Annotated in this window: 16 protein-coding genes, 1 tRNA gene, 2 pseudogenes and 1 other annotated feature; of the genes and pseudogenes, 14 read left to right on the top strand and 5 right to left on the bottom strand. The window is 56.2% G+C overall.

Features of this window, described 5'->3' with window-relative positions; genetic code table 11:
- The first annotated feature begins 13 nt into the window (after positions 1-13).
- The 8 genes and pseudogenes from ACTLLP_RS07860 to nrfD all read left to right on the top strand — a co-directional run bounded on the left by ACTLLP_RS07860 (position 14) and on the right by nrfD (position 9213).
- Positions 14-1171: an ISL3 family transposase gene (locus ACTLLP_RS07860; RefSeq protein ID WP_441061717.1), complete on the top strand. Its 1158-nt coding sequence runs from the start codon at positions 14-16 to the stop codon at positions 1169-1171.
- Entirely contained in the window at positions 1090-1269 is a 180-nt protein-coding gene (locus ACTLLP_RS07855) for a transposase (RefSeq protein ID WP_441061709.1), read from the top strand. The genes ACTLLP_RS07860 and ACTLLP_RS07855 overlap by 82 nt, the downstream gene beginning before the upstream one ends.
- Before the next feature lie 88 nt (positions 1270-1357).
- Complete coding sequence (locus ACTLLP_RS07850; protein WP_441058634.1) at positions 1358-2722, top strand: NCS2 family permease; 1365 nt, start codon at positions 1358-1360, stop codon at positions 2720-2722.
- A gap of 490 nt (positions 2723-3212) precedes the next feature.
- A pseudogene (locus ACTLLP_RS07845) lies at positions 3213-4589 on the top strand (ISLre2 family transposase); the annotation flags it as partial.
- A gap of 320 nt (positions 4590-4909) precedes the next feature.
- Positions 4910-5473 carry a hypothetical protein gene (locus tag ACTLLP_RS07840; protein WP_441058632.1) on the top strand — a complete coding sequence of 188 codons (564 nt, stop codon included), beginning with the start codon at positions 4910-4912 and terminating at the stop codon, positions 5471-5473.
- An 84-nt stretch (positions 5474-5557) separates the two neighbouring features.
- Entirely contained in the window at positions 5558-7219 is a 1662-nt protein-coding gene (locus ACTLLP_RS07835) for a [FeFe] hydrogenase, group A (RefSeq protein WP_441058630.1), read from the top strand.
- A 17-nt stretch (positions 7220-7236) separates the two neighbouring features.
- Entirely contained in the window at positions 7237-7998 is a 762-nt protein-coding gene (locus ACTLLP_RS07830) for a 4Fe-4S dicluster domain-containing protein (RefSeq protein WP_441058628.1), read from the top strand.
- 24 nt (positions 7999-8022) lie between these two features.
- Positions 8023-9213, top strand: coding sequence for an NrfD/PsrC family molybdoenzyme membrane anchor subunit (gene nrfD, locus ACTLLP_RS07825; RefSeq protein WP_441058626.1), 1191 nt, complete (start codon positions 8023-8025; stop codon positions 9211-9213).
- 55 nt (positions 9214-9268) lie between these two features.
- Here the strand turns inward: nrfD and ACTLLP_RS07820 are convergent, their stop codons facing one another.
- Positions 9269-10459 (bottom strand): MFS transporter, encoded by a 1191-nt coding sequence (locus tag ACTLLP_RS07820; protein ID WP_441058624.1) that lies wholly within the window; start codon positions 10457-10459, stop codon positions 9269-9271.
- A gap of 292 nt (positions 10460-10751) precedes the next feature.
- On the opposite strand from ACTLLP_RS07820, the pseudogene ACTLLP_RS07815 reads away from it, so the two are divergent.
- Positions 10752-12153, top strand: a pseudogene (locus ACTLLP_RS07815) (ISLre2 family transposase).
- A 115-nt stretch (positions 12154-12268) separates the two neighbouring features.
- Positions 12269-12343, top strand: a tRNA-Arg gene (locus tag ACTLLP_RS07810).
- A 50-nt stretch (positions 12344-12393) separates the two neighbouring features.
- Here ACTLLP_RS07810 and ACTLLP_RS07805 read toward each other — a convergent pair.
- From ACTLLP_RS07805 to ACTLLP_RS07790, 4 genes are all read right to left on the bottom strand, one after another.
- Complete coding sequence (locus tag ACTLLP_RS07805; RefSeq protein ID WP_441058622.1) at positions 12394-13302, bottom strand: class I SAM-dependent methyltransferase; 909 nt, start codon at positions 13300-13302, stop codon at positions 12394-12396.
- 1 nt (position 13303) lies between these two features.
- Positions 13304-13636: a LapA family protein gene (locus ACTLLP_RS07800; protein WP_441058620.1), complete on the bottom strand. Its 333-nt coding sequence runs from the start codon at positions 13634-13636 to the stop codon at positions 13304-13306.
- Positions 13637-13767: 131 nt separating this feature from the next.
- Positions 13768-15045 (bottom strand): bifunctional folylpolyglutamate synthase/dihydrofolate synthase, encoded by a 1278-nt coding sequence (locus tag ACTLLP_RS07795; RefSeq protein WP_441058618.1) that lies wholly within the window; start codon positions 15043-15045, stop codon positions 13768-13770.
- Complete coding sequence (locus ACTLLP_RS07790) at positions 15045-17696, bottom strand: valine--tRNA ligase (protein WP_441058616.1); 2652 nt, start codon at positions 17694-17696, stop codon at positions 15045-15047. The genes ACTLLP_RS07795 and ACTLLP_RS07790 overlap by 1 nt, the downstream gene beginning before the upstream one ends.
- Positions 17697-18203: 507 nt before the next feature.
- Between ACTLLP_RS07790 and ACTLLP_RS07785 the strand changes: the two genes are divergently transcribed.
- From ACTLLP_RS07785 to ACTLLP_RS07770, 4 genes are all read left to right on the top strand, one after another.
- Positions 18204-19073, top strand: a complete 870-nt coding sequence (locus ACTLLP_RS07785; RefSeq protein ID WP_441058614.1) for a cation diffusion facilitator family transporter — start codon at positions 18204-18206, stop codon at positions 19071-19073.
- Between the two features lie 170 nt (positions 19074-19243).
- A complete protein-coding gene (locus ACTLLP_RS07780) occupies positions 19244-20692 on the top strand; it encodes an ISLre2 family transposase (protein ID WP_441058612.1) in 1449 nt (482 codons plus the stop codon).
- Positions 20693-20853: 161 nt separating this feature from the next.
- Positions 20854-21128, top strand: a binding site (T-box leader).
- Between the two features lie 37 nt (positions 21129-21165).
- Positions 21166-22212 carry a 3-deoxy-7-phosphoheptulonate synthase gene (gene aroF / locus ACTLLP_RS07775; RefSeq protein WP_441058610.1) on the top strand — a complete coding sequence of 349 codons (1047 nt, stop codon included), beginning with the start codon at positions 21166-21168 and terminating at the stop codon, positions 22210-22212.
- Between the two features lie 140 nt (positions 22213-22352).
- Positions 22353-22982, top strand: a complete 630-nt coding sequence (locus tag ACTLLP_RS07770) for a hypothetical protein (protein WP_441058608.1) — start codon at positions 22353-22355, stop codon at positions 22980-22982.
- Positions 22983-23041: the final 59 nt, after the last annotated feature.

The raw sequence follows: 23041 nt of genomic DNA, 5'->3' as shown, positions 1-23041 counted from the left end.
CTTCTTTCAGTCCATGAAAGTTGTCTGTGAGGGGCGAGGTCTCCTCCTTCATGAACCTCCTCCGTCACCTACTGAAATTGTACGCTCTCTTATCTACCGGGTAAAGATCGAATCAGATAGGATTGACGTATACGCCGGGCGACCGAGGAAAGAAGCCAGCTGTCCTTCCTGCCAGACTCTTACCCGGCGGGTTCACGACCGGTCGCGCGAGTGGAGGCCAAAACTGCACACCCGATGCAACGGGCTACCGGTTTACCTCTGGGTACGCCCCCGCCGGTTCAAATGCCCGAATTGCGGGAAGGTATTCACTGAAAGATTTCCGGGTATCAGACCTCGAGCAAGAAGAACCGAGCGGGCGGAAGCAGATTGGCTCGAAAACTTGAAGGACCGCAGCTTTCGCAGAGCAGCGGAAGTGGTAAGGACAAGTCCCGGCACCCTGCGCCGGCTGCTTCTAAAGCAAGTGACCAATCAGGTGAACATCGAGGAGGCCCTTAAAGATCTACCGGCTTTGGCTTTAAGCATAGACGAGCACAGTTTCAGGGGTCAGGACATGATGATCACCGTTACCTGCGTGTGGCCCGAGCGAAGGCTTATCGCCATCTTACCGGATGACCGGCTCAAGACTCTGGAGAAGTTTTTAAAGGAGCTGCCGGTTTCGGTGCGCAGGCGCATCAAGGCGGTGTGCATCGACTTCAAAGACGGCTGGCGCAAGCTTATAAAGAGGGTGCTGCCTGGAGTGCCTGTGGTGGTTGACCATTTTCACGCTCTTAAAGATGCCAACCGGCGTGTAGACGAGGCGAGGCTAATAGAGCAGCAGGTAACCGGGCAGCGTATACCTCGTTGGCCTCTGGTGAAGAACGAAGAGGATTTGACCGAGCGCCAGGCAGCCCAGCTTGCCATGATCAGTAGGCGGTACAGGAACGTGGCCCATTTTCACTGGGCCAAGGAGCAGCTACGCGACGTCTATCGTGCCTCCTGCCGGAAGGAGGCAGAGCTAATCCTGGATCGTCTGATCTTAAACACTCGGGAGGCGAGCGACGTTTTGCGTTGGTTCAATGGGGGAGAACGCTTCGTAGCTGGAGGGAAGAGATTCTCGCCTATCACAACTGGCGAGTTACCAACGGTTACACCGAGGGTGTCCATACTAAGATCAAGCTCCTCAAGCGGATAAGTTACGGTTTTCGGAACCGCGGGGTCTATGTGCGAAAGATGCTCTTAGCTTTTCTCCCCTTGGCTTGGCTGATCTCCCCTCCACACTTCTTGACCTAGAGCCCGTTAGAACTTGACAGTTTACGGCAGACTATGTAGAATAAAGCCGATTTTATCATCGCTCCGGTAAGGAGGTCTTTGCCGCTTCATGCCCCCACTAAAACCAGAGGCCACTGCCGCCACTCCTGGTAGCGTCTCCTGGATAGATAAGTTCTTTCATCTGTCCGAGCGCGGAACCACTATCCGGCGCGAATTGCTAGCCGGAGCCACCACTTTCCTCTCCATGGCTTACGTGCTCTTCGTTGTCCCTCAAGTGTTGAGCGAAGCTGGGATGCCCAAAGAGAGTGTTTTTGTAGCCACTGCCCTAGCCTCCGTCGTGGGCACCCTCATTATGGGTCTTTACGCCAACTACCCGGTAGCCCAGGCTCCAGGAATGGGCCTGCTAGCTTTCTTCGCCTATTCTGTGGTCCTGGGCATGAATATTCCCTGGCCCAAGGCGCTGGGAGCTGTGTTTGTCTCCGGTTTTATCTTTTTTTGTTTAGTTCTCTTTCATGTACGCGAAGCTATCATAGCCGCCATCCCCGATAGCTTGAAATACGCCACCAGCGCTGGGATCGGTCTTTTCATCGCCCTCATTGGGTTCAAAAGCGTTAACCTGGTGGTCATCAACCCGGAAGCAGGCATCCCACGCCTGGGATCTTTGCATGACCCTAATATCCTCCTCGCCCTCTTCGGCCTCGCTGTCACTGTCATTTTGCTGGCCCGGAGAGTAGGGACGGCTGTATTCTACGGTATGGTTATCACCGCCATCACTGGTATGCTATTCGGCCTCATCCCCACGCCTCACCACCTGAGCGACATCGCTGGCTCCATCCCCAGCTTGCAGCCTACCTTAGGCAAACTGGATTTCTCTGGACTCTGGCTGCACCCCAGCGCCTTTCTCTTCGTAGTGTTCACCATCCTTTTCGTAGACTTCTTTGACGCTACTGGCACCCTGCTGGCCGTAGGCAACCAGGCCGGCCTGCTTAGGGAAGGGCGCTTGGTAGGGGGAGGGCGAGCTCTAATTTCCGACGCCGTGGCTATCATGGCTGGAGCCTGGCTGGGAACTTCTTCTACCACTTCCTACATCGAGTCTTCCACCGGTGTAGCCGCTGGCGGTCGAACTGGGCTTACGGCGGTCACCGTGGCTTTACTCTTCCTTTTGGGCCTTTTCTTCGCTCCTTTACTCCACGTGGTAACCCCAGCGGTAACAGCGCCTGCCCTCATCACCGTGGGCATCCTCATGGCCCGCAATCTCTTGCGTATCCGGTGGGAAGAGGTGGACGAAGCTGTGCCTGCCTTTCTCACCGTGGCCCTAATGCCACTCACCTACAGCATCGCTAACGGCATAGCCTTTGGAGTTATGGCTTACCCCCTCATGAAAGTGGTGCGAGGCAAAAGGAAAGACGTCCACCCCTTTCTATGGGGGCTGGCCGGCGTCTTTTTGCTTTATTTCCTGGTCCTGAGCCAGTAGGAAAGCAAAAACCAGTTTGTCACCGTAAGAGTTCCTCCAGAAGTTAAAGAGAGACCTCGCCGTTTTTGCGCCTAGGACGAGCAGTTGTCGATAGCCCAACCACTCGGAAGAAGTGAGCTCGCTACGCGAATTGTAAAGCAGGCTTGAGAGAAGCACCACAGGAAGGCGAGGGTTCTGGGCCGCAAGAGACTGGAGCGTGGTTGTCAGCGCTACATAAAAGCTTTGAGCCGAAATATTAGTCTTCTCCGGTAGTTCGCTCCAGCTCGGGCAGTGGAGCTCAAGAATCATACGGTGGGTTGACACGATCGCCATTTCCGAGAGCGTACAATTTCAGTAGGTGACGGAGGAGACTCATGAAGGAGGAGACCTCGCCCCTCACGGACAATTTTCATGGACTGAAAGGAGGAGCGAGGTCTCATGCACAGTCAACCTATCTCAGACATTCAACCTCTTGCGGACATAATCCTTCTTCTGGGGGGAGAAAGTTAGCAAACTAATTACCGAATGCCGCGACTTCTACAAGCTCGAAGAAGAAGTGTACAAGCTCTCTCAAGAAGCTTGCGTGAAGATCTTCGCCTGGGCCCTCGAGGAAATAGACACCTGGCTCGTGGACGCCCGGGACAAGCGCACCTGGAAAGTGATAGGCTTCCGGGAAAGAACCGTAGTTAGCAGCTTTGGGGAATTCAAAGTAAAAAGGCGGCTTTACAGAAACAAAAAGACGGGAGAAGCCAGGTTTCTTCTTGACGAGGTTCTGGGCTGGCCGGAGAGGTCTAGATGCACGCCGCGTTTGAAGGAGATGGCGGTGAAGCTTGGGAGCGAAGTACCCTTCAGGCGGGCAGCGGAAATTCTCGGTTATTTTGTCCCTGGGATAAGCGCCATGGCGGTGTGGCAGGCCGTGCAGGAAGCAGGAGAAGCACTCAGGCAGGAGGGAGAGTCCAGGAGAGAAGCCGTTTTTGAGAAGGGAGAGACACCCGGAGGTAAAGAGAAGACCTCCAGGCTTTACATAGAGGCCGACGGGGTGGTGGTAAGGCTTCAAAGGAGCGGAGAGAAAAGGAAAGAGGTCAAACTCTTCGTAGCTTACACAGGCAAAGAAGCGATTGGGGGTGGCCGGAAGGCTTTAAAGGACAAGCTGGTAACGAGCGGTGTAGGCGAAGGGGAGAGGATGTGGGAGGAAGTTTACTCTGGGGTAGCGAGCCGGTGGGACATGGGCCAGGTGAAGGAGATATACCTTGGGAGCGACGGGGCGGAGTGGGCCAAGCAGGGGGTAGATTACTTCCCCGGGGCGGTACGCGTTTTGGACCCTTACCATTTGAACCGGCGGCTTATAGAGGCTTTTTGGCACGATGAGGAGGCCTATAGTGGGATCAGGCAGGCCATTTATCTGGGGGACCGGGAGAAGGTAGAAGAGATTATGGGAGGAGCAGCGAGGAGAGTTCGCGGGGCTAAGAGGAGGAGAATAGAGAAGCTCTGGCAGTATCTCAAGGAGAACTGGTCGGGGATAGTTACCTCTTCTGCTGCGGAGCATCTGGGGGCCATAGAGGGGCAGGTACAGCACAACGTGGCGCGGCGGATGAAGCGGTTGGGAGCCAGCTGGACGGAGGCAGGAGCAGACAGGATGGCGCGGGTTTTGGCTGCTCGAGCCAACGGGGTGCTCGGGAGGCACACTTCTCGTTGGCCGGTACTGCTGGCCAGGCAAGAACATTTGGCTCAGGCGGTGCGGTTGGAGGTAAAGCGGAAGATAGAGGAGGCGGGGAGTTGGCATAAAGCTGGGTTGCCGGCATTGAGAGGACCCTCTGCCGGAGCTCCATGGGTGAAGCATGTGTTGCGGGAACTAAGCCGGCCTAGCCTCAGTAGTTTGATCCCTTAATGGTGCAGGTACCGGGACTATCTTGGCGGCGAGGTTTCCATGAAGAGAAGTTTTCTCCCGAACCACCTACTAACTCTTGACGCGCACCCATATAATTATCTCGCTTGACATAGAAAAAATCCTGTAGTATAGTTGAAGTGAGAAAGTTAGAGAAAGCACAAGCGGGACTTAGGCCGAAGCCTTAGAGTTCGGGACGAGGCTCGTGTTAGGGTAAGTAGCAGCGTAACAGTATAAAGCGGAAGGGCAAAAGGAAGAGCCACGGGGTCGGCAGCGAAGAGCCGGAACTGTGGTTCTTTTTTTCTCTCTAGGGGGCGGGGGAATTGGTCAATCAAGCAGCCGTAGTGGGTCTCGGGGATCTGTTCCGGCGCGATGTCGGTGTGGGCTCTTGGGCAATAGAATTCCTGTCCCGTTCTGGTTTATCTGCTCACGTGGAATTGGTAGACCTGGGAACCGCTTTAGGCTATCTGGATACTTACCTTTATCGCTGCTCGTACGTATTGCTGCTGCAGGCTTGGCCCCAAGGGTCCGCGCCGGGCAAGATACGCCAGCTAAGTGCCAGAGGTCTAGAACGCTGGTTGGGTAAAAGCCAGCGGGGCCATTTGTCCTTCCCTTTCTGTTCCTCGCCTTGTACCCTGTTTCAGGACGCGCTTGTTTACCTGGGTAGAATGCATCGTTTGGGAGTCCTAAGAGGCGAGTTGACCCTGCTGGGGGTGGAGCCCAAGGACGTTTCTCCCGGCGTCGGGCTATCCTCGCCGGTGCGGAGAGTTTTCCCTCGCTTTTTGCGTGCGGTCTATCGGCACCTGGAGAAGCAAGGGTGTCTGCCTCCCGGCTTTCCAGTGGTAGTGCCTCTGCATCGGTGCGGTTCCGAGGCCCTACCGTTATAAGCAAACATGGGGGTGAAAAGCGCCAACAGCGAGGTACTAAACGCAAAACCACTCAGGTATTAGTTAGTTGAGGAGGGAGGAACCATGGAGGTAGAAAAGCTACTGGAGGAAGCATTGCGACAGAAGGAAGTGACCCGTCGTTCTTTCCTCAAGATGATGGCGGGTCTGGGGTTGGTGGGGTTGGCCGGTTCGGTGGGCGGCTGTCTTCGGCAAGAGCACGTTGCTGCCGGCGGTGATGGCTGGCTCCCCTACCAGTACAACATTGCTGGCAACTGGCCGTCTCACGTGCGCGGTAGGGTGCCCATAGATCCTACTAACCCTTCCATTGTGCGCGACGATCGTAAGTGTGTTCTCTGTGGCCAGTGTCTGGAAGTTTGTCACCGAGTGCAGTCGGTTCTGGGCTATTATCAGCTTCCCATTCACGATGACATTGTCTGTATCAATTGCGGCCAGTGTACCCTTGCCTGTCCCACCGGCGCCATTCAGGAGCGAGATGATATTGGCAAGGTGGTGGAAGCGCTGAACGACCCAGATAAGTTCGTGGTGGTGCAGACCGCTCCCTCCATCCGCATCGCTTTGGGGGAGGAGTTTGGTATGCCCCCGGGAACCTGGGTAACGGGTAAAATGGTGGCCGCCTTGCGGAGGTTAAAATTCAACGCCGTGCTGGACACCAATTTTGCCGCTGACCTCACCATCATGGAAGAGGCCACCGAGCTCATTAAGCGCATCAAGGGGGAGCTCCCGGGTAAGCCTTTGCCGCAATTCACTTCCTGCAGCCCGGGTTGGATCAAATTCTGTGAATACTTCTACCCCGATCTCATTCCCCATATCTCCAGCTGCAAGTCTCCCCAGCAGATGTTTGGGGCCACGGTGAAGACTTACTACGCCGAGCAGCGGGGCATCGATCCGCGCAAAATAGTTTCGGTTTCCATTATGCCTTGCACGGCCAAAAAATTTGAGGCCCAGCGGCCGGAGATGGTTTCGGCTCGGGAATACTGGGAGAAGAAAAAGGGCAGTGCCTTCGCCAAGGACGTTACCCGCGACGTGGATGTAGTGCTAACCACCCGGGAGCTGGCTAAACTAATCGCCAGCCGGGGGATCGATTTTCCTCACCTGCCAGACGAAGATTTCGATCCCCTCATGGGTAAGTGCACAGGCGGAGCCATTATCTTTGGTGCTTCAGGCGGCGTGATGGAGGCGGCCATCCGCACGGCTTATTTCTTCATCACCGGCAAGGAGCCCCCGCCGCAGCTCCTGGATCTGAAGCCCATCCGGGGCTTGGCCAGCGTCAAGGAGGCGGCGGTGGATATTCCCGGGGCGGGAACCGTCAGGGTGGCGGTCTGCCAGGGAATGGCGGCGGGGAGACAGGTGCTAGACATCGTGCGGGCAGGCAAGGCCCCGTGGCACTTCGTGGAATTCATGGCTTGTCCTGGCGGATGCGAGAGCGGTGGCGGCCAGCCGCGCAGCTCGGTACCCCAGGCCAACGAGGTGCGGGCCAAGCGTACCGCTACCCTGTACGCTGCTGACGCCCGGTGGGTCTGGCGGGAAAGCCACGAGAACCCCGACATACTGAAAGTGTATAAAGACTTTTACGGCCATCCCATGAGCGAGTTGGCGGAAGAACTGTTGCACACCCACTACCATTCGCGAGCTGAAAAACTCACAGCCATAAAGCCTTCAGAGCAAAAGGAGCCTTGGCAGCAGTATTATCCCAACTATGAGGCCCGGATTACGCCCGAGATTTAGGGAATGGAGGTGATAACATGAAAGGCGTGCTGGTGGATCTCACTCGGTGTATCGGCTGTGGCAGTTGCGTCGTGGCCTGCAAGCTTTACAACAATTTACCTTGGACTAATGCCCCTCACCTGGGCAAAGACGCGGTGCTGACGGCGGAGAACTGGACGGTGGTCAAGGAATTCAACGTCTCTAAAGGGCAAGTGCCGGTCTGGCGATTTGTCAAGGAGCAATGCTTCCACTGCATTGAGCCGGCTTGCGCTACGGCCTGTTTTGCGGCCGCTTTCCGCAAAACCCCGGAAGGCCCGGTGGTTTACAATGAGCGGGTGTGTGTCGGCTGCCGTTACTGCATGTTGGCCTGTCCCTTCAGCATTCCCAAGTACGAGTGGTCCGCCCGCTTCCCCGTGGTGGGCAAGTGCCAAATGTGCTATTACCGGGTGAAGGACAACGAGATGCCGGCTTGCGTGACCGTTTGTCCCACCCGAGCTCTAGAGTACGGTGATCGCGATGCTTTGCTGCAGAAAGCTAAGGAGCGCATCGCTCAGAACCCTAACCGCTACGTTAACCAGGTGTATGGGGAAAAGGAATACGGGGGCACCTGCTGGCTCTACCTGAGCGATGTGCCTTTTGATCAGCTGGGCTTTAAGACTCATGTATCGCACGAATCCCTGGCTGAAGTTAACGAAAGGATCACCAAATGGACGCTGCCGGTGGCCGGTGGCTGGGCGGCGGTGCTCACGGCTCTATACCTATCCACCCGGGGATCGGGCGGGGCCAATAAGAGCCACTAACCTGTAAGGAAGGCGGTGGAGCATATGGCTTACGAATTTCCTGAGGGCTGGCGCTTCCGCATGACGGGCTGGCGCAAGTTCTTTATTTTGGTATTGCTGGTAGCGATTGGTGTGATGATTTATCGTCTGGTCTACGGGCTGGGTGCGGCTACCCACCTTAACGATCATTGGCCTTGGGGCTGGTGGATCGCGGTCGATGTTCTGCTAGGCGTGGCTCTGGCTGGTGGGGGTTATTCCACAGCGCTGCTAGTGCATATCCTGCACCGCAAGCAGTTTACGCCGGTGGCGCGGGCCGCTCTGCTCACCTCCATGCTAGGGTACATCCTAGTGTTAATCGGTCTTTTCATGGATATCGGACGCTGGTACAACTTCTGGCGTCCCTTCGTAGTCTACCCGGGAAGCTGGCACTCGGTGCTCTTTGAAGTGTTCTGGTGCATCTCCCTCTACACCACGGTTCAGGTGTTGGAGTTCGGAAGCATTATCTTTGAGCGGGTGAAGTCGGAGCGGCTAAAGCGGGTCTTTGACGCTATGCTTCCTCCCCTCTTTATCCTGGGCGTGGTGCTACCTACCCTGCACCAATCTTCGCTGGGTTCGCTCTACGTGATCACGCTGGATCGGCTGGATCCCCTATGGTGGTCTATGGCCCTGCCCATCTTCTTCTTGCTCTCTTCCTTCTTCGTGGGCCCGGCCATGGTGACATTGGAGGGTTATCTGGCGGCCAAGGCTTACGGTCGGCAGATGGAGATCCCTGTGCTTTCCAGGCTGGTCAAGGTGGGTGCTTGGGTAATGTTCGCTTACTTGGTATTCAAGCTCATCGATTTGGGCTATCGCGGGCAATTTGGGCACATGTTCGATGGCTCGCTAGCCAGTAACCTTTTCCTGCTGGAGCTCGGTGGCGGGGTGGTGCTACCTTTAATCCTGCTGGCCATTCCCAGCGTGCGTAACTCGGCTGGTGGTTTGCTCACCGCGGCTCTACTCACCATCGGTGGAGTGATTCTTAACCGTTTCAACGTGGTTTTTACCGGGATGGCGGCAGCCATGGGAGGTCATTACTTCCCCAAGTGGACGGAGTTCATGGTGACGGCGGGGCTAATCGCTCTGGCGGTGTTAGCTTACTGTTTCCTGGTAGAGAACTTCGCCATTTTACCTAAAGAGGAGCACGTGCCTTCCGGAAAACCGGTGGAGGAACACGCTTCCTACACGGTGGTCGGTTAGTCGCCGGGAGCTCTGAACTGGGGAGGGGCTCTCGACGAGCCCCTCTCTTACTTGATCAGGAGGCGTGATTGAATTCCCGGGCGAAGGCCAGGTAGAAGCCCACCAAGTAAAGCACTTGAGCGGCAGCGCTAAGGAAGAGGGGTGCCAATAGTTGGTGATGAGCGAAAAAGAAGCCGCAAAGGGTGGGCCCCAGGGCGATGGGAAAGATAGTGGATACCATATTGAGGCTCAGGGCCAAACCGTAGCGGTTTTGGGTGAGGTTGGCTACCAGGCTTTGACGAGCTCCCATATTGCCGCGGTTAAAGAAGGCGCGGAGGACGTAAAATATCCCGGCCAACCCTATAGAGGGAGAAAAAATCATACCTAGAAGGCACCCCAGCCCCACAGACCGCATCGCAGTGATAGTGCTGATCAAACCGAAACGTTGCACCCAACGGGTAGTGAGCAAGGAGGAAATGGCGGTCATGAATAGTGCCATAGTGAAAATGGGACCCACAGTGAAAGGGCCCACTCCGTAGCGCAGCTTAAACCAGTACGGCAAAAGCGGCATTACCAACCCTAGGGAAAGCCCATTTAAAATGTTTAGCCCTACCAGAGTGGCCAGGAGCAGGTTTTCTTTGCGTCTGTCGGCGCGGGGCAGGGGTTCACTTTCTTCTGTTTGTTGGCTTGCGGGCCGGTCGGGGGCCAGGGCGACAAAAAAGGTAGATATGAGAGCGCAGAGTAGCACGGTTAAGAAGAGGAAGCGGAAGGCCGGCACTTTCCCCATATGGGGGATAAGCAATTCGGGCACGACCGCCAACAGGGTTCCCACTCCCTGGCCCACGAAAGTAAGGGAGTTATTGATGTTGAATAGATGGGTTCTGCGGCTGGTGGGAACGAGGTCGGCCAGCCACGCTACCTCCACGCTGGCGAAGGGGCCAGAGCCGCCACCACCGCTTCTTCCAAACCCCCCCAGGATGGCGGCGGCAGCCAGGAGGTAGCGGTTGGTAGTTAGGAAGGCTGTGAGGGCGCAGACAATCAATAGCGCCTGAAAAAAGACCATGAACTTTTTTCGCCCGTAGCGGTCGGAAAGCGGTCCTAGAAAGAAGGCCAGTGCGCCGTTTAGTAACAAGCCGGTAGTGTAAAGTTCTCCTATGGCTATAGGATTCCAACTCAGGGCGCTGAGGTATAAGGGAAAATCTACCAAAAGCGACCCCTGGCCGATGCTGCGAAGCAGACGCGCGAGTATCAGGTACCAAGCCTCCATAGAGTTACTTATACCACCGTTTTAAGTAGTTGTCATCTGTTTTTACACGTGGCGTGGCACTCCCGCTGATTCTCCTGGATAAGCTTTCGTGCGGCCCACTCGCCCGCTCTTGCGCCAGGGACGAGCAGTTGATGGCCGAACTAGGCGGTTTGGCACGTCCCACTAAAAGTTAGTGTAAAGTTACTGTAGGAATTTTGCAGGAGCTAAGGAAGGGGAGAAAGAAGAGAGACCTCACCGTCCTTGCAACGGACGAGTAGTTGCTTAAACAACCACTCAGGAGGGTGAGGTCTCTATGCAGATTATAAAGCAGATTTGGGAGAAGTTCCAGAGGGTAGCGGAGCTAACGTTGAAGGTTCTGGAGGAAGGGACCGACTTTTTAAGCTTCGAGGAGAAGCTCTGGCAGGAGCTTAATAACCTGGGACAGGAGGTTTTGAGGGAAGTTTTAGAGGCGAAAGACGCCTATCTTCGGGAGCACCGGGAAAAGCGGCCCGGCTGGCGGGTAGAGCGGCGAAACGATCCCAAAGAAGTACTTACCCTTTTCGGTCTGGTCAACTATAAGCGAACCTATTACCGGCACAAAGAGACTGGGGAGCGGGTGCACCTGATAGATCGGTTGGTAGGTTACGGGCCGCACGCACGGGTTGATCCTCTGGTTAAAGCACAAGCCTTAGAAGAAGCGGTAGATCTTTCCTACCGGAAGAGTGGCGAGAGGGTAGGGAGAGGCAATCGGGAGGTTGTGCTAAGCGGCGAAGCGGTGAAGAAGGTGATTCACAACTTTACACTGGAAGAACTGCCCGAGCCGCCTGGGGAGAAGCGCCGGGGGAAGGTTCTTTATGTGGAGGCGGATGAAGACCACGTAGCAGGTCAGGACGGGAAGAAGTACTTACCCCGGCTGGTTTACATCCACGAGGGGAAAGAGAAGGTGGGGAAAGACAGATACAGACTCAAGCGGCCTTATTACTTGGGAGGGCTTTACTCAGATACGGATGAGCTGTGGTTCGAGGTGTTGAGCTACATCGAGGAGCAGTACGAATTATCTTCTGTGGAGCGGATTTACCTCTGCGGTGACGGAGACAGGTGGATAAAGAAAGGGCTGGAGTTTCTACCGAGGAGCGTCTTTGTCTTAGATCTTTTTCACCTGGACAAGTACCTGGTGGCTGCTTTGGGGCGTGATAGTGATGGTTATAGAGAGATTTGGGCGGCCTTATGGGAGGGTGATGAGGTAAAGGTACAGGCGATTTTGCGGCGGGCGGGCAAAGCTGCGGCGAGTCCTGCGCGGAAGGAAGCGGTACGGGATTGCCGACGTTACATCCGGCGGAACTGGGAGGGGATAATGGCCTACCGGCTTTATCCCGGGGCGGAGTTGGGGGTAAGTGCGGAGGCGCACGTAAGTCATCTCTTCTCGGCACGGTTATCATCCCGACCGATGGCCTGGAGTGCTCGTGGGGTAGACCGGATGGCCCGGTTGCGGGTGGCGAAGGCGAATGGTGTTTCCTTGCGGGAGCAATATGTAGCCCGACGGAAGGAGGGCTTAAAGGCTTTAGAGATCGATAAGGCAGCTGTCGAGGAAGAGAGGCAGAGGCTAAGGAAAATATCGGGTGAGGTTCGATAATCTTCCCGCTCTACGGGGTCCGGTAACGTCATTAACCAGAGCCCTCAAAGCTTTGAGCCGGAACATCGATCTTCTTTGGTAGTTCGTCCTGGTCCGGGGACAGTGGGGCTCGAGACTCCTACAGTAGGTTGACACGATCCACTAAAATGGCCAGTTGCTCATCGGCCTGATTCGCGCTATAATGAAAAGCGAAGCTCGCGCCCGTAGCTCAGTGGATAGAGCGCTGGCCTCCGGAGCCAGGTGCGCAGGTTCGACTCCTGCCGGGCGCACCATATAATTCTTTTAGGATGATTAGCAAAGGCGGCGTTGCAACGCCGCCGCTTCATTTCTTCGCAGTTGAGGCGGGCGGGAAGAGCGCTTCGTTTACCCGCCAGAACATGATACCCCGACAAAAGCAGCGCTCCCACCGATAATTTCCTCCCGTGGCTCTGGCTTGCACGTATTGGGCGATGCTTTGCTTCACTTCCGGGGTGAGATCGATGTACTGCCAGAAGAAGCGTTCTAGCTCTCCGATAGCCTCTTCGACCGGCACTACCTCTTCCCGTGCTTCGCTGCGGAAATTCAGCGAGGGCCGGTAGCCTGAGGTGTAGAGGTAAAGGAAAGGAAAGACTATATCTGAGGGGCTACCACCTATGTCCTCCTGGAAGAAGTGCTGCCAGAGTTCTCGGTGAACTCGGTCCCAGCGGGGGCCGGCGAAGGCGCAGTAGAGGCAGCATTCGCGCGAAGCTTGCATCAACTTCCTAAAAGTAGCCCAGTCGTTGACTCCTGGGGACATGGAGGCCAAGACCAGGTCGAAGTGTTCCCGCCACCCTTCCCGATCTAGATCTACTTTTTCCCAGGTACTGCGGACGCAACGCACTGCTAAGCCTTTGTCCCGGGCCCTTTCCTTCAGTAGCCGCAGCATTTCCCCGGAGGGTTCCAAAGCGGTGACCTCTAGTCCTTCCTGCGCTAGTTCCAAGGCGAAAGTCCCGGGACCGGCACCTATATCTAGCACCCGCATTCCGGGGCGTAGCGCGTTCTCCCGGCGCAGGAGCTCCAGCACTTCCTCGCGCCGCTTCTTACCTCTTTCTCCGGTAACGTGCTTGGCGAAGGAAGGAGCGCGACGATCCCAGAAGGCGACTATCTCTTCCTCAGTTCGCTTTCGCCGGCGCCGCAAAGGGTGCTCCTGGCGGTACTTCTCCCAGAGCTCGACCCAAAATTCCGGCGCGATCCAGTTTAATGGCCCAAGCACCTTACTTTCCCTCCGACTGTTCTTTTTCGCTTTCCGACGGGGCTTCGGTTTGTTCTCCAGCAGTGGGGGGCTGGGATTGAGCCAATTGCCGTGAGAGTTGCAGGTTTTGCGCCCGCAATTCCCGGATCTCTCTGGTTCTCCGCCACTCCCTTCCCACTCCCAAGATAAAGACCACCAGGGCCCCGGCCACGGCCGATCCCAGGATGATCAGCACCAGCGACACATCAGAAAAATGCCAGCCCAGGAAGCGTATGGACACCGGGATGGCATTTTGCACCGCGAAAATGGCTACCAATAAGGCGAAAATCAAAGCCAGGAGAAATATCAATTGCACTCTTCTCCCCCCTTTCGCTTCGGGGTGCGCTCTGGCGCTCGGCGGCAAGATCGGGGATGCTTGCTGGATTATTGGCTTTTTCGATGCTTATTAGCCGGTTTCCTGCCTGCCGCTTTCAGCCGGCATACTTATCAGTAAATCGCCTCCGGCAGCAACTCCCCTACCAGGTAAAGCGATCCGGTCACCACTATTAGGTCTTCGGGTCGGGATTGATGCAGGGCGCAGCGCAGAGCCTCCCAGGGATCTTCAATCGACTTCACCGGAACACCATAAGCGCGCGCTTCATCCGCCACCTTTTGCCAATTAACCGAGCGGGGTCCAGGTGGACGGGTGACCAGCACCGAAGCAGAACCAGGGACCAGGTAAGAAATCATTTCTTCCCTCGCTTTGTCGTCCACTATTCCCAGCACCAGCAAGCGCCGGGCGTTAGGGAAGTAGTGGTCCATAGCCTGCCGCAGCGCCAGAGCTCCTGCCGGGTTGTGAGCTCCATCCAGAACCAGAGTGGGCTGCGAGAAGAGTATTTCCATGCGTCCCGGCCAGCGGGTGCGGTAAACTCCTACCTTGATGGTCCTGTCATCCAGTTGCCAGCCCTGCTGCCGCAGGAGCGCAGCGGCTGCCACTGCTAGCGCCGCATTACTCTGTTGGTGGCGTCCCAGCAAGTTCAGGCGTAGAGGGGGGGTTTTACCCCACCAGCCTTCCACTTCGATCAGCTGACCGGTGAGGTTGTTGCTTTTTTCCCGGAAGGTGAAATCGCGGCTCAGTCGGTAAAGAGGAGCTCCTAACCGGCGCGCCTCTTCTTCTATAACCGCCAGCGCTGCTCCATCGGCCCCTGTAATCACGGGGGTTTGGGGCTTGATAATCCCCGCTTTCTCCCTGGCAATGGAAACCAGGTCGGTGCCTAGATAATCGGTGTGGTCGATGGAAACGTTGGTAATGAGGGAGAGCTCCGGTGACACCACATTAGTGGCATCCCACTGGCCGCCTAGTCCCACTTCCACCACCGCCATTTCCACTCCGGCGCGAGCAAAAAAAAGGAAAGCCAGCGCGGTGTGGATTTCAAACTCCGTTAGTTGGATGCCGCGACGCTGCAAGGTTGCCAGGTGGGGGTAAAGTTCCTCGGCCAATCGGTCCAGCTCGCGTTCCGGAATCGGAGTGCCATTGATGCGGAAGCGCTCCTGATAGGAGCGCAGGTGGGGAGAGGTGAAGGTGCCCACTCGGTACCCAGCTGCCCACAGGATGGAAGTTAGAAAAGCGGTGACCGAGCCCTTGCCATTAGTCCCTCCCACATGCACTACACGCAGGCAGCGGTGGGGGTTCCCCAACCGCGCCAGTAGAGCGTGTACTCTTTCCAGTCCCGGTTTGATTCCCACCGCTGCCATAGCTTGGAGGCGCGTGAAGCTTTTGGTCATCAAGGTTTAACCCCTTCTAAAAAGGTCAGCAGCTTTTCCAAACCAAGGCGGGTCTTTTGGAGCTCTTCCTTTTTGCTTTGCTCCTTCGCCACCACTTCTGCTGGAGCCTTGGCGAGGAAGCTGGGATTGGCTAGCTTGCTCTCTACCCTGGCTAGCTCTTCCTCTAATTCCCTTAGCTCTTTTTGCAGGCGCGCTCGTTCCTTTTCCACGTCGATTAGTCCCTCCAGCGGCAGGTAAATTTCTACGCCGGCGGCCACAGCGTGAGCGCTATTCACTGGTTTGACCGGCAGCAACCGCTGTAATTCCAGCTCTCCGCTCACTAGAGATTCCACTACCAGGGAATGCTCTTTCAGCAAGTTAAGCTTTTCTTCTTCCGAACTGACCATGATCACCCGAGCTCGTTTACCTGGTGGCACCCGCATTTCTGCCCGCAGGTGCCGCACCGACCGCACCACTTCCTGGAGCAAGCTCATAGACGACTCAGCTGCTCCGTCCTTGTATTTCTCCTCTACCGTGGGCCAGGTCTGAATAATCAAGGGTTGACTTTCAGGCTCCAGCTGGTAACGGATCTCCTCGGTGACGAAGGGCACGAAAGGGTGGAGTAGCCGGAGACAGGTACTTAGGACTTTTTTTAGCACCGCGAGTGCGGTCAGCCGCGCTTCCTGGTCCTCTCCATATAGGCGCAGCTTGGCTATCTCGATGTACCAATCGCAAAACTCGTCCCAGATGAATTCGTAAAGAATCCGGGCCGCTTCTCCCAGTTCGTAATCTTCCAGGTAAGCGGTCACCCGTTCTGTCGCGCCTTGCAGCCGGCTCAAAATCCAGCGGTCGGCGAGCTCCAAGGTTGCCTCGCTAAGGGGTGGGAGTTCCTTCTCGTCTAGGTTCATAAGCACGAAACGGGAAGCGTTCCACAGCTTATTGATGAAATTGCGCGCCCCGTCCAGGCGCTCGAAGTGGAAGCGCAGGTCATTGCCGGGAGAGTTGCCCGTCACCAGCATAAAACGCAGGCTATCGGCTCCGTGGCTTTCTATGACTTCTAACGGGTCTACGCCGTTGCCCAGCGATTTGGACATTTTCCGCCCTAGGGCGTCCAGTACAAGGCCGTGGATGAAAACTTCCCGGAAAGGAACCTCGCCCATGAATTTCAGTCCCATGAAGATCATGCGGGCTACCCAGAAGAAAATTATATCTCGCCCGGTTACCAGCACCGAAGTAGGGTAGAAGAAATGGAGTTCAGGGGTGTTCTGGGGCCAGCCGAGGGTAGAGAAAGGCCATAAAGCCGAGGAAAACCAGGTGTCCAGCACGTCCGGATCCTGTTCCACTCGGCTAGAGCCGCAGTGAGGACATTGGCTCAGGCCATTCCGAGCCACGGTGCTTTGCCCGCAGTTGAGGCAGTGCCAGACCGGGATGCGATGGCCCCACCAGAGCTGGCGAGAGATGCACCAGTCTTTTATATTTTTCACCCAATTTAGATAAATTTTAGTAAACCGCTCGGGAATAAAGCGGATGCGGCCCTCTTCCACCGCTGCTATGGCTGGCTGCGCCAAAGGCTTCATCCGAACGAACCACTGTTTAGAGATCATGGGTTCTACCACTGCGCCGCAGCGGTAGCAATAACCCACGGCGTGAATGATTTCCTCCTCTTTCTCTAGCAAGTTCTGGGCCTTTAACGCCTCTACTACTCGTTTTCGAGCCTCCCAACGGTCCAAGCCTTGGTAGCGCTTCCCTGCTTCTTCCGTCATGCGCGCATCGAAACCGATAACCTGCACAGCCGGTAACCGGTGGCGCTGAGCGATCTCGAAATCATGGGGGTCGTGCGCTGGGGTTACCTTCAGCGCTCCCGTACCAAACTCCATGTCCACGTACTCGTCGGGGATGATGGGGATCTCCCGCCCCACGAGAGGTACAATAGCTTTATGCCCGATGAGGTGGAGGTACCGGGGATCCTGGGGGTTCACCGCTATCGCGGTGTCGCCCAACATGGTTTCCGGGCGAGTTGTCGCAATAGTGATAAAGCCGCCTTCCTTCAGGGGGTAGCGGATGTAATAGAGTTTACCTGGCGTTTCTTTATGCTCCACTTCGATGTCGGAGATCACCGTCTGGCAGTGAGGGCACCAGTTTACGATATAATCTCCCCGATATATAAGTCCTTCTTCGTAGAGGCGAATGAAAACCTCTTTGACGGCGGCCGAACAACCCTCGTCCATGGTGAAGCGCTCCCTATCCCAGTCGCAGGAGGCACCCAGTCGGCGTAGTTGCTTGGTTATTGTGTTGCCGTATTTTTCCTTCCAGAGCCAGACTCGCTCCAGGAACTTTTCTCTCCCCAGTTCCTGCCGGGTAAGACCCTCTTTGGCCAACTCTGCTTCTACCCGCGCCTGGGTGGCGATGCCGGCGTGATCGGTTCCAGGTATCCACAGTGCGGCGTACCCTTGCATACGCCTCCAGCGGATGAGAACATCCTGCAATGTATTGTCTAGCGCGTGGCCCATGTGGAGCTCCCCAGTAACGTTGGGCGGAGGCATGACTATACAGAAAGGACGGCGAGAGGTATCGACTTCACCCCGAAAAAACTTGCCTTCCTCCCAAAACCGGTACCATCTAGCTTCCACTTCCTCCGGCTCGTAAGCCGCGGGCAATGCTTTTTTTGCCAAGATGCTTCTGCCCTCCAAACCTATTTGCAAAAATCTTATGACACCTGTAAAAGCCCTGTCAACCTGGGCACGGCTCTAGGTCAAGAAGTGGGAATAGGGGATCGGCGAAGCTGACATAGACCTTGCGGTCTCACATACTAGGCCGTTGCTGTCGGCTACACGGTTTTGGCCTCCGCTCTCGCGACCGGTCGTGAACCCGGCAAGTAAGGGTCTGGCAGGAGGGGCGGGTGTGGCACGGGGCGGGGTGGCGGATGAAGAGGGTAGGGGCGAGCTGGACCGAGGCAGGAGCGGACAGGATGGCGCGGGTGTTGCTCTTACGGGGTCCAACGGGGAACTCGCGAAGTGCGCTTCTCGGCGGGAGTCAAGGCTGGCCGGGTGGTCTCAAATTCCAGGACATTTTCTCCCCGGTTCACTTACTAACACACCATCCTAGCCATCCCCTGCGTTAAAACGAGTCGTCCTCATGGTAATCTAGAAGGGAGCCAAAGGCAAGAAAGGGGATGGGTATTGGCGGAGAAAGGAAAAAGGGCGGTAGTAGCTGCTCTCATGGCCAACAGCTTGATAGCTGCCGCCAAATTCGTGGCAGCCTGGCTGACCCACAGCTCGGCCATGTTTGCCGAGGGTTTGCACTCTCTGGCGGACGTCGGGAACCAGGTCTTATTGCTGGTGGGGATCAACCGGAGCAGCCGCCCGCCCGACCATAAACATCCTTTCGGCTACGGGAAAGAAAGGTACTTCTGGTCCTTCCTTGTGGCGGTCACCATGTTCTTTGTGGGCTCCGTCCTCTCTGTCTACAGGGGACTGGAAGGTATCTTTAATCCCCGCCAGCTTGAAGATCCGCTGGTCAACTATGTGGTCCTGGGACTTTCACTTTTGTTTGAAGGTTACTCTTTGCGCGTTGCCATGAGCGAAGCGAAACAGCTGGTGCGGGGAGCCTGGTTGCGCGGCCTCAAGGAGATCAAGGATCCCACCCTTCTGGTGGTCCTTTTTGAAGATAGTGCGGCTCTTCTCGGTCTTCTCCTGGCTCTTCTGGGGGTTTCTTTGAGCGCCATTTCAGGCAGGGTTATCTTTGACGCTCTCGCCTCTATATTCATCGGGCTAATTCTTGGGACGGTGGCCTTTCACCTGGCCAGGCATACCATGGATTTCCTCATTGGCCGGAGCGCTTCGCCAGAGCAGTGCAGGCTCATTGCTGCTGCTGTTAGGGAAGTACCCGAGGTGGCAGAACTGGTGGAGCTATTGACGATGCATATCGGCCCTGACCAGATACTTGTTAACCTCAGCGTAAACTTTAAAGATGGGTTGGACACCGATCAGATAGAGCAAGCTATCGACAAGATAGAAAAAAAACATCCGCCAAGCAGTCCCCGAAGTTAGTCGAATTTTTGTCGAGGCGGAATCCATTCGGAGGACTACCAGGAGTTAAAAGCGAAATTTTCGGGGGCGGAGGGCGTACAATTTCAGTAGGTGACGGAGGAGACTCATGAAGGAGGAGACCTCGCCCCTCACGGACAATTTTCATGGACTGAAAGGAGGAGCGAGGTCTCATGCACAGTCAACCTATCTCAGACATTCAACCTCTTGCGGACATAATCCTTCTTCTGGGGGAGAAAGTTAGCAAACTAATTACCGAATGCCGCGACTTCTACAAGCTCGAAGAAGAAGTGTACAAGCTCTCTCAAGAAGCTTGCGTGAAGATCTTCGCCTGGGCCCTCGAGGAAATAGACACCTGGCTCGTGAACGCCCGGGACAAGCGCACCTGGAAAGTGATAGGCTTTCGGGAAAGAACCGTAGTTAGCAGCTTTGGGGAATTCAAAGTAAAAAGGCGGCTTTACAGAAACAAAAAGACGGGAGAAGCCAGGTTTCTTCTTGACGAGGTTCTGGGCTGGCCGGAGAGGTCTAGATGCACGCCGCGTTTGAAGGAGATGGCGGTGAAGCTTGGGAGCGAAGTACCCTTCAGGCGGGCAGCGGAAATTCTCGGTTATTTTGTCCCTGGGATAAGCGCCATGGCGGTGTGGCAGGCCGTGCAGGAAGCAGGAGAAGCACTCAGGCAGGAGGGAGAGTCCAGGAGAGAAGCCGTTTTTGAGAAGGGAGAGACACCCGAAGGTAAAGAGAAGACCTCCAGGCTTTACATAGAGGCCGACGGGGTGGTGGTAAGGCTTCAAAGGAGCGGAGAGAAAAGGAAAGAGGTCAAACTCTTCGTAGCTTACACAGGCAAAGAAGCGATTGGGGGTGGCCGGAAGGCTTTAAAGGACAAGCTGGTAACGAGCGGTGTAGGCGAAGGGGAGAGGATGTGGGAGGAAGTTTACTCTGGGGTAGCGAGCCGGTGGGACATGGGCCAGGTGAAGGAGATATACCTTGGGAGCGACGGGGCGGAGTGGGCCAAGCAGGGGGTAGATTACTTCCCCGGGGCGGTACGCGTTTTGGACCCTTACCATTTGAACCGGCGGCTTATAGAGGCTTTTTGGCACGATGAGGAGGCCTATAGTGGGATCAGGCAGGCCATTTATCTGGGGGACCGGGAGAAGGTAGAAGAGATTATGGGAGGAGCAGCGAGGAGAGTTCGCGGGGCTAAGAGGAGGAGAATAGAGAAGCTCTGGCAGTATCTCAAGGAGAACTGGTCGGGGATAGTTACCTCTTCTGCTGCGGAGCATCTGGGGGCCATAGAGGGGCAGGTACAGCACAACGTGGCGCGGCGGATGAAGCGGTTGGGAGCCAGCTGGACGGAGGCAGGAGCAGACAGGATGGCGCGGGTTTTGGCTGCTCGAGCCAACGGGGTGCTCGGGAGGCACACTTCTCGTTGGCCGGTACTGCTGGCCAGGCAAGAACATTTGGCTCAGGCGGTGCGGTTGGAGGTAAAGCGGAAGATAGAGGAGGCGGGGAGTTGGCTTAAAGCGGGGTTGCCGGCATTGAGAGGACCCTCTGCCGGAGCTCCATGGGTGAAGCATGTGTTGCGGGAACTAAGCCGGCCTAGCCTCAGTAGTTTGATCCCTTAATGGCGCAGGTACCGGGACTATCCTGGCGGCGAGGTTTCCATGAAGAGAAGTTTTCTCCCGAACCACCTACTAACTCTTGACGCGCACTTCGGGGGCGGAGGGACTTGCGCCAGGCACTCCGGTTGTGGTATTTTGAGTTTAACGCAAAAATTTGCTAGGGCTAAAAGGCGAAGAAGGGGTAAAGTAGCCCTGGAGTGGTTTTTTTCAGCGAGCCGGGGAGGGTGTGAGCCCGGCAAAACCGCCAGGAGTGAAGTTCACCCCGGAGCTGCCGGGTGAAGCCTGGTGATCCAGGTGCGTAGTCTGGGCCGGAGCTCCCACCGTTACCTGGGAGGGGATATCGGAGAAGGTAAAGGCGCTTCTCCCGTATCCTGAAATGAGGGGGCCGCCGTGGGCGGCTAATTAGGGTGGTACCGCGGGAATAACTCCCGTCCCTATCAGGGGCGGGAGTAAATTTTTTCTAGGAGGGATTCTCCTTGATCGTGGTAATGCAGCGGGGAGCCGCTTCGCGTGAGGTGCAGCAGGTGGAAGAGCGTTTGCGCGAATTGGGATTTGCCACGCATCCCATTGTTGGGGTGGAGCGGACGGTGATCGGTGCCATCGGCGATCGCCGTGATGATCTTTTGGAATTAGTAGCCAATCTTCCTGGAGTGGAGAGAGTGGTGCCAGTTTTACGTCCCTACAAGTTGGTGGCTCGTGAGGTCAAGGAAGAGACTACCGCTATTAAGGTAGGGAAAGCGCTCATCGGCGGGTCGGAGGTAGTGGTGATCGCTGGCCCCTGCGCGGTGGAGAGCGAAATGCAACTTCTCACCACTGCCAAGGCGGTAAAGGAAGCGGGAGCTCACCTGCTTCGGGGCGGCGCTTTCAAGCCCCGCACTTCCCCCTATTCTTTCCAGGGGCTGGGAGAAGAAGGGCTAAAGCTGCTGGCGCAGGCACGAGAAGCAACCGGCTTGCCGGTAGTCACCGAGGTGGTAGATACTCGTGATGTAGAGTTGGTGGCGCGGTACGCCGATGTTTTGCAGGTTGGCGCCAGGAATATGCAAAATTTCCGTTTGCTTCAAGAGGTGGGGCAGGCAGGTAAGCCGGTGCTGCTAAAGAGAGGGCTGGCGGCTACGGTGGAGGAGTGGCTCATGGCGGCCGAGTACATAGCCGCGGCTGGCAACCAGCAGATAATTTTGTGCGAGCGGGGCATTCGCACTTATGAGACCAGCCTGCGTAATACTCTGGATCTTAGCGCTGTTCCTTTGCTCAAGGAGCTTTCGCATCTTCCCATCATTGTGGACCCCAGCCACGCCACGGGCAATCAGCGGATGGTGTTACCTCTGGCGCGAGCTTCGATAGCAGCAGGTGCGGACGGCTTGATGATCGAGGTCCACTCAGACCCGGCGCGGGCGCTTTCCGATGGCCCCCAATCGCTTACTCCTCCTCAGTTCGCTCAGCTGATGGAGGAGGTGCGGCAGGTGGCGCTGGTGGTGAGGAAACCAATCAGAGCTCAGGCGGCAACCTCCTGCCAGGCCAGATAGGAGGCTTTCGCCCCGCTTTTTCGCCCGCTTGGAGCTTCACCCTTGCTCCTTTCCAACTCCTCAAGTTATGGTAGCAGCAAACGAGGGCCACGAAGGCTTTGCCGGTGGCCCTTTGCTGCTTTATGGTGGGGGGATGAGTGGTGCTGACTTTGGAGTTATGTCGGGGCAAGCTGGCGCTGGGGGAGGTGGCCCGCGTTAAGGTCTTGGCGGAGGGTGAAAGCGGCCAAATTCCAGCAGTTGCCCTCCAGATTTTCTCCCCTTCCGGCCGGATCCAGGAACTAGAACTGAGTTGCCGAGAGGGACAAAGATGGGCCTGGTTTCTACCCGGCGAAACGGGCATTTACCGCTTGCTAGCTGCTCTAGCGATAGGGGCGCAACGTTATCTTGCCTGGGCCTATCTGGTAGTGGAAGAAGAAGGTCGGTGGCGTGAACCGGAGGGGAAGGAAACTCTGGATATGGTACCGGTTTTCCACGAAGGGAGCTATCTTCGAACGCCAATTCGCCTGCGCTTACGCTGGAACGGTAACCCCCTGCCGGGACAGGAGTGCGTCCTCACGCTGGCTCCCTGGCTTCGCAGCGAGTTGCGCCAGAGGACCGATGCCGAGGGCTGTCTATGGTTGGATGACCGAGGGCAGTGTTACTGGGAGCAGCAAGAAGAGAAACTGGTAGCCCTGAGCTTTTATCCCTGGGGCAGTTGCTGGCTAATAACCACTAAATATTCGGCCCCTTCGGGGGAGCATCTGATGGTTACCTGCACTTTACCCCTTTGACCAGGATTAGGCTCAGTCCGTGGCGAAAGCATATTTAAGTAGGCAAAAAGCATATTTAA

It is taken from the genome of Desulfothermobacter acidiphilus, assembly GCF_052073645.1.
Taxonomy (GTDB): Bacteria; Bacillota; Desulfotomaculia; order Desulfotomaculales; family Ammonificaceae; genus Desulfothermobacter; species Desulfothermobacter acidiphilus.
This window is presented reverse-complemented; position numbering and strand designations above follow the sequence as displayed.

Excerpts from the sequence above, each read along its gene's own strand:
- ACTLLP_RS07850 (WP_441058634.1), top strand. The coding sequence starts at position 1,358 with ATGCCCCCACTAAAACCAGAGGCCACTGCCGCCACTCCTGGTAGCGTC.
- ACTLLP_RS07830 (WP_441058628.1), top strand. The coding sequence starts at position 7,237 with ATGAAAGGCGTGCTGGTGGATCTCACTCGGTGTATCGGCTGTGGCAGT.
- ACTLLP_RS07795 (WP_441058618.1), bottom strand. The coding sequence starts at position 15,045 with ATGACCAAAAGCTTCACGCGCCTCCAAGCTATGGCAGCGGTGGGAATC.
- ACTLLP_RS07780 (WP_441058612.1), top strand. The coding sequence starts at position 19,244 with ATGCACAGTCAACCTATCTCAGACATTCAACCTCTTGCGGACATAATC.
- ACTLLP_RS07820 (WP_441058624.1), bottom strand. The coding sequence starts at position 10,459 with ATGGAGGCTTGGTACCTGATACTCGCGCGTCTGCTTCGCAGCATCGGC.
- ACTLLP_RS07835 (WP_441058630.1), top strand. The coding sequence starts at position 5,558 with ATGGAGGTAGAAAAGCTACTGGAGGAAGCATTGCGACAGAAGGAAGTG.
- ACTLLP_RS07860 (WP_441061717.1), top strand. The coding sequence starts at position 14 with ATGAAAGTTGTCTGTGAGGGGCGAGGTCTCCTCCTTCATGAACCTCCT.
- nrfD (WP_441058626.1), top strand. The coding sequence starts at position 8,023 with ATGGCTTACGAATTTCCTGAGGGCTGGCGCTTCCGCATGACGGGCTGG.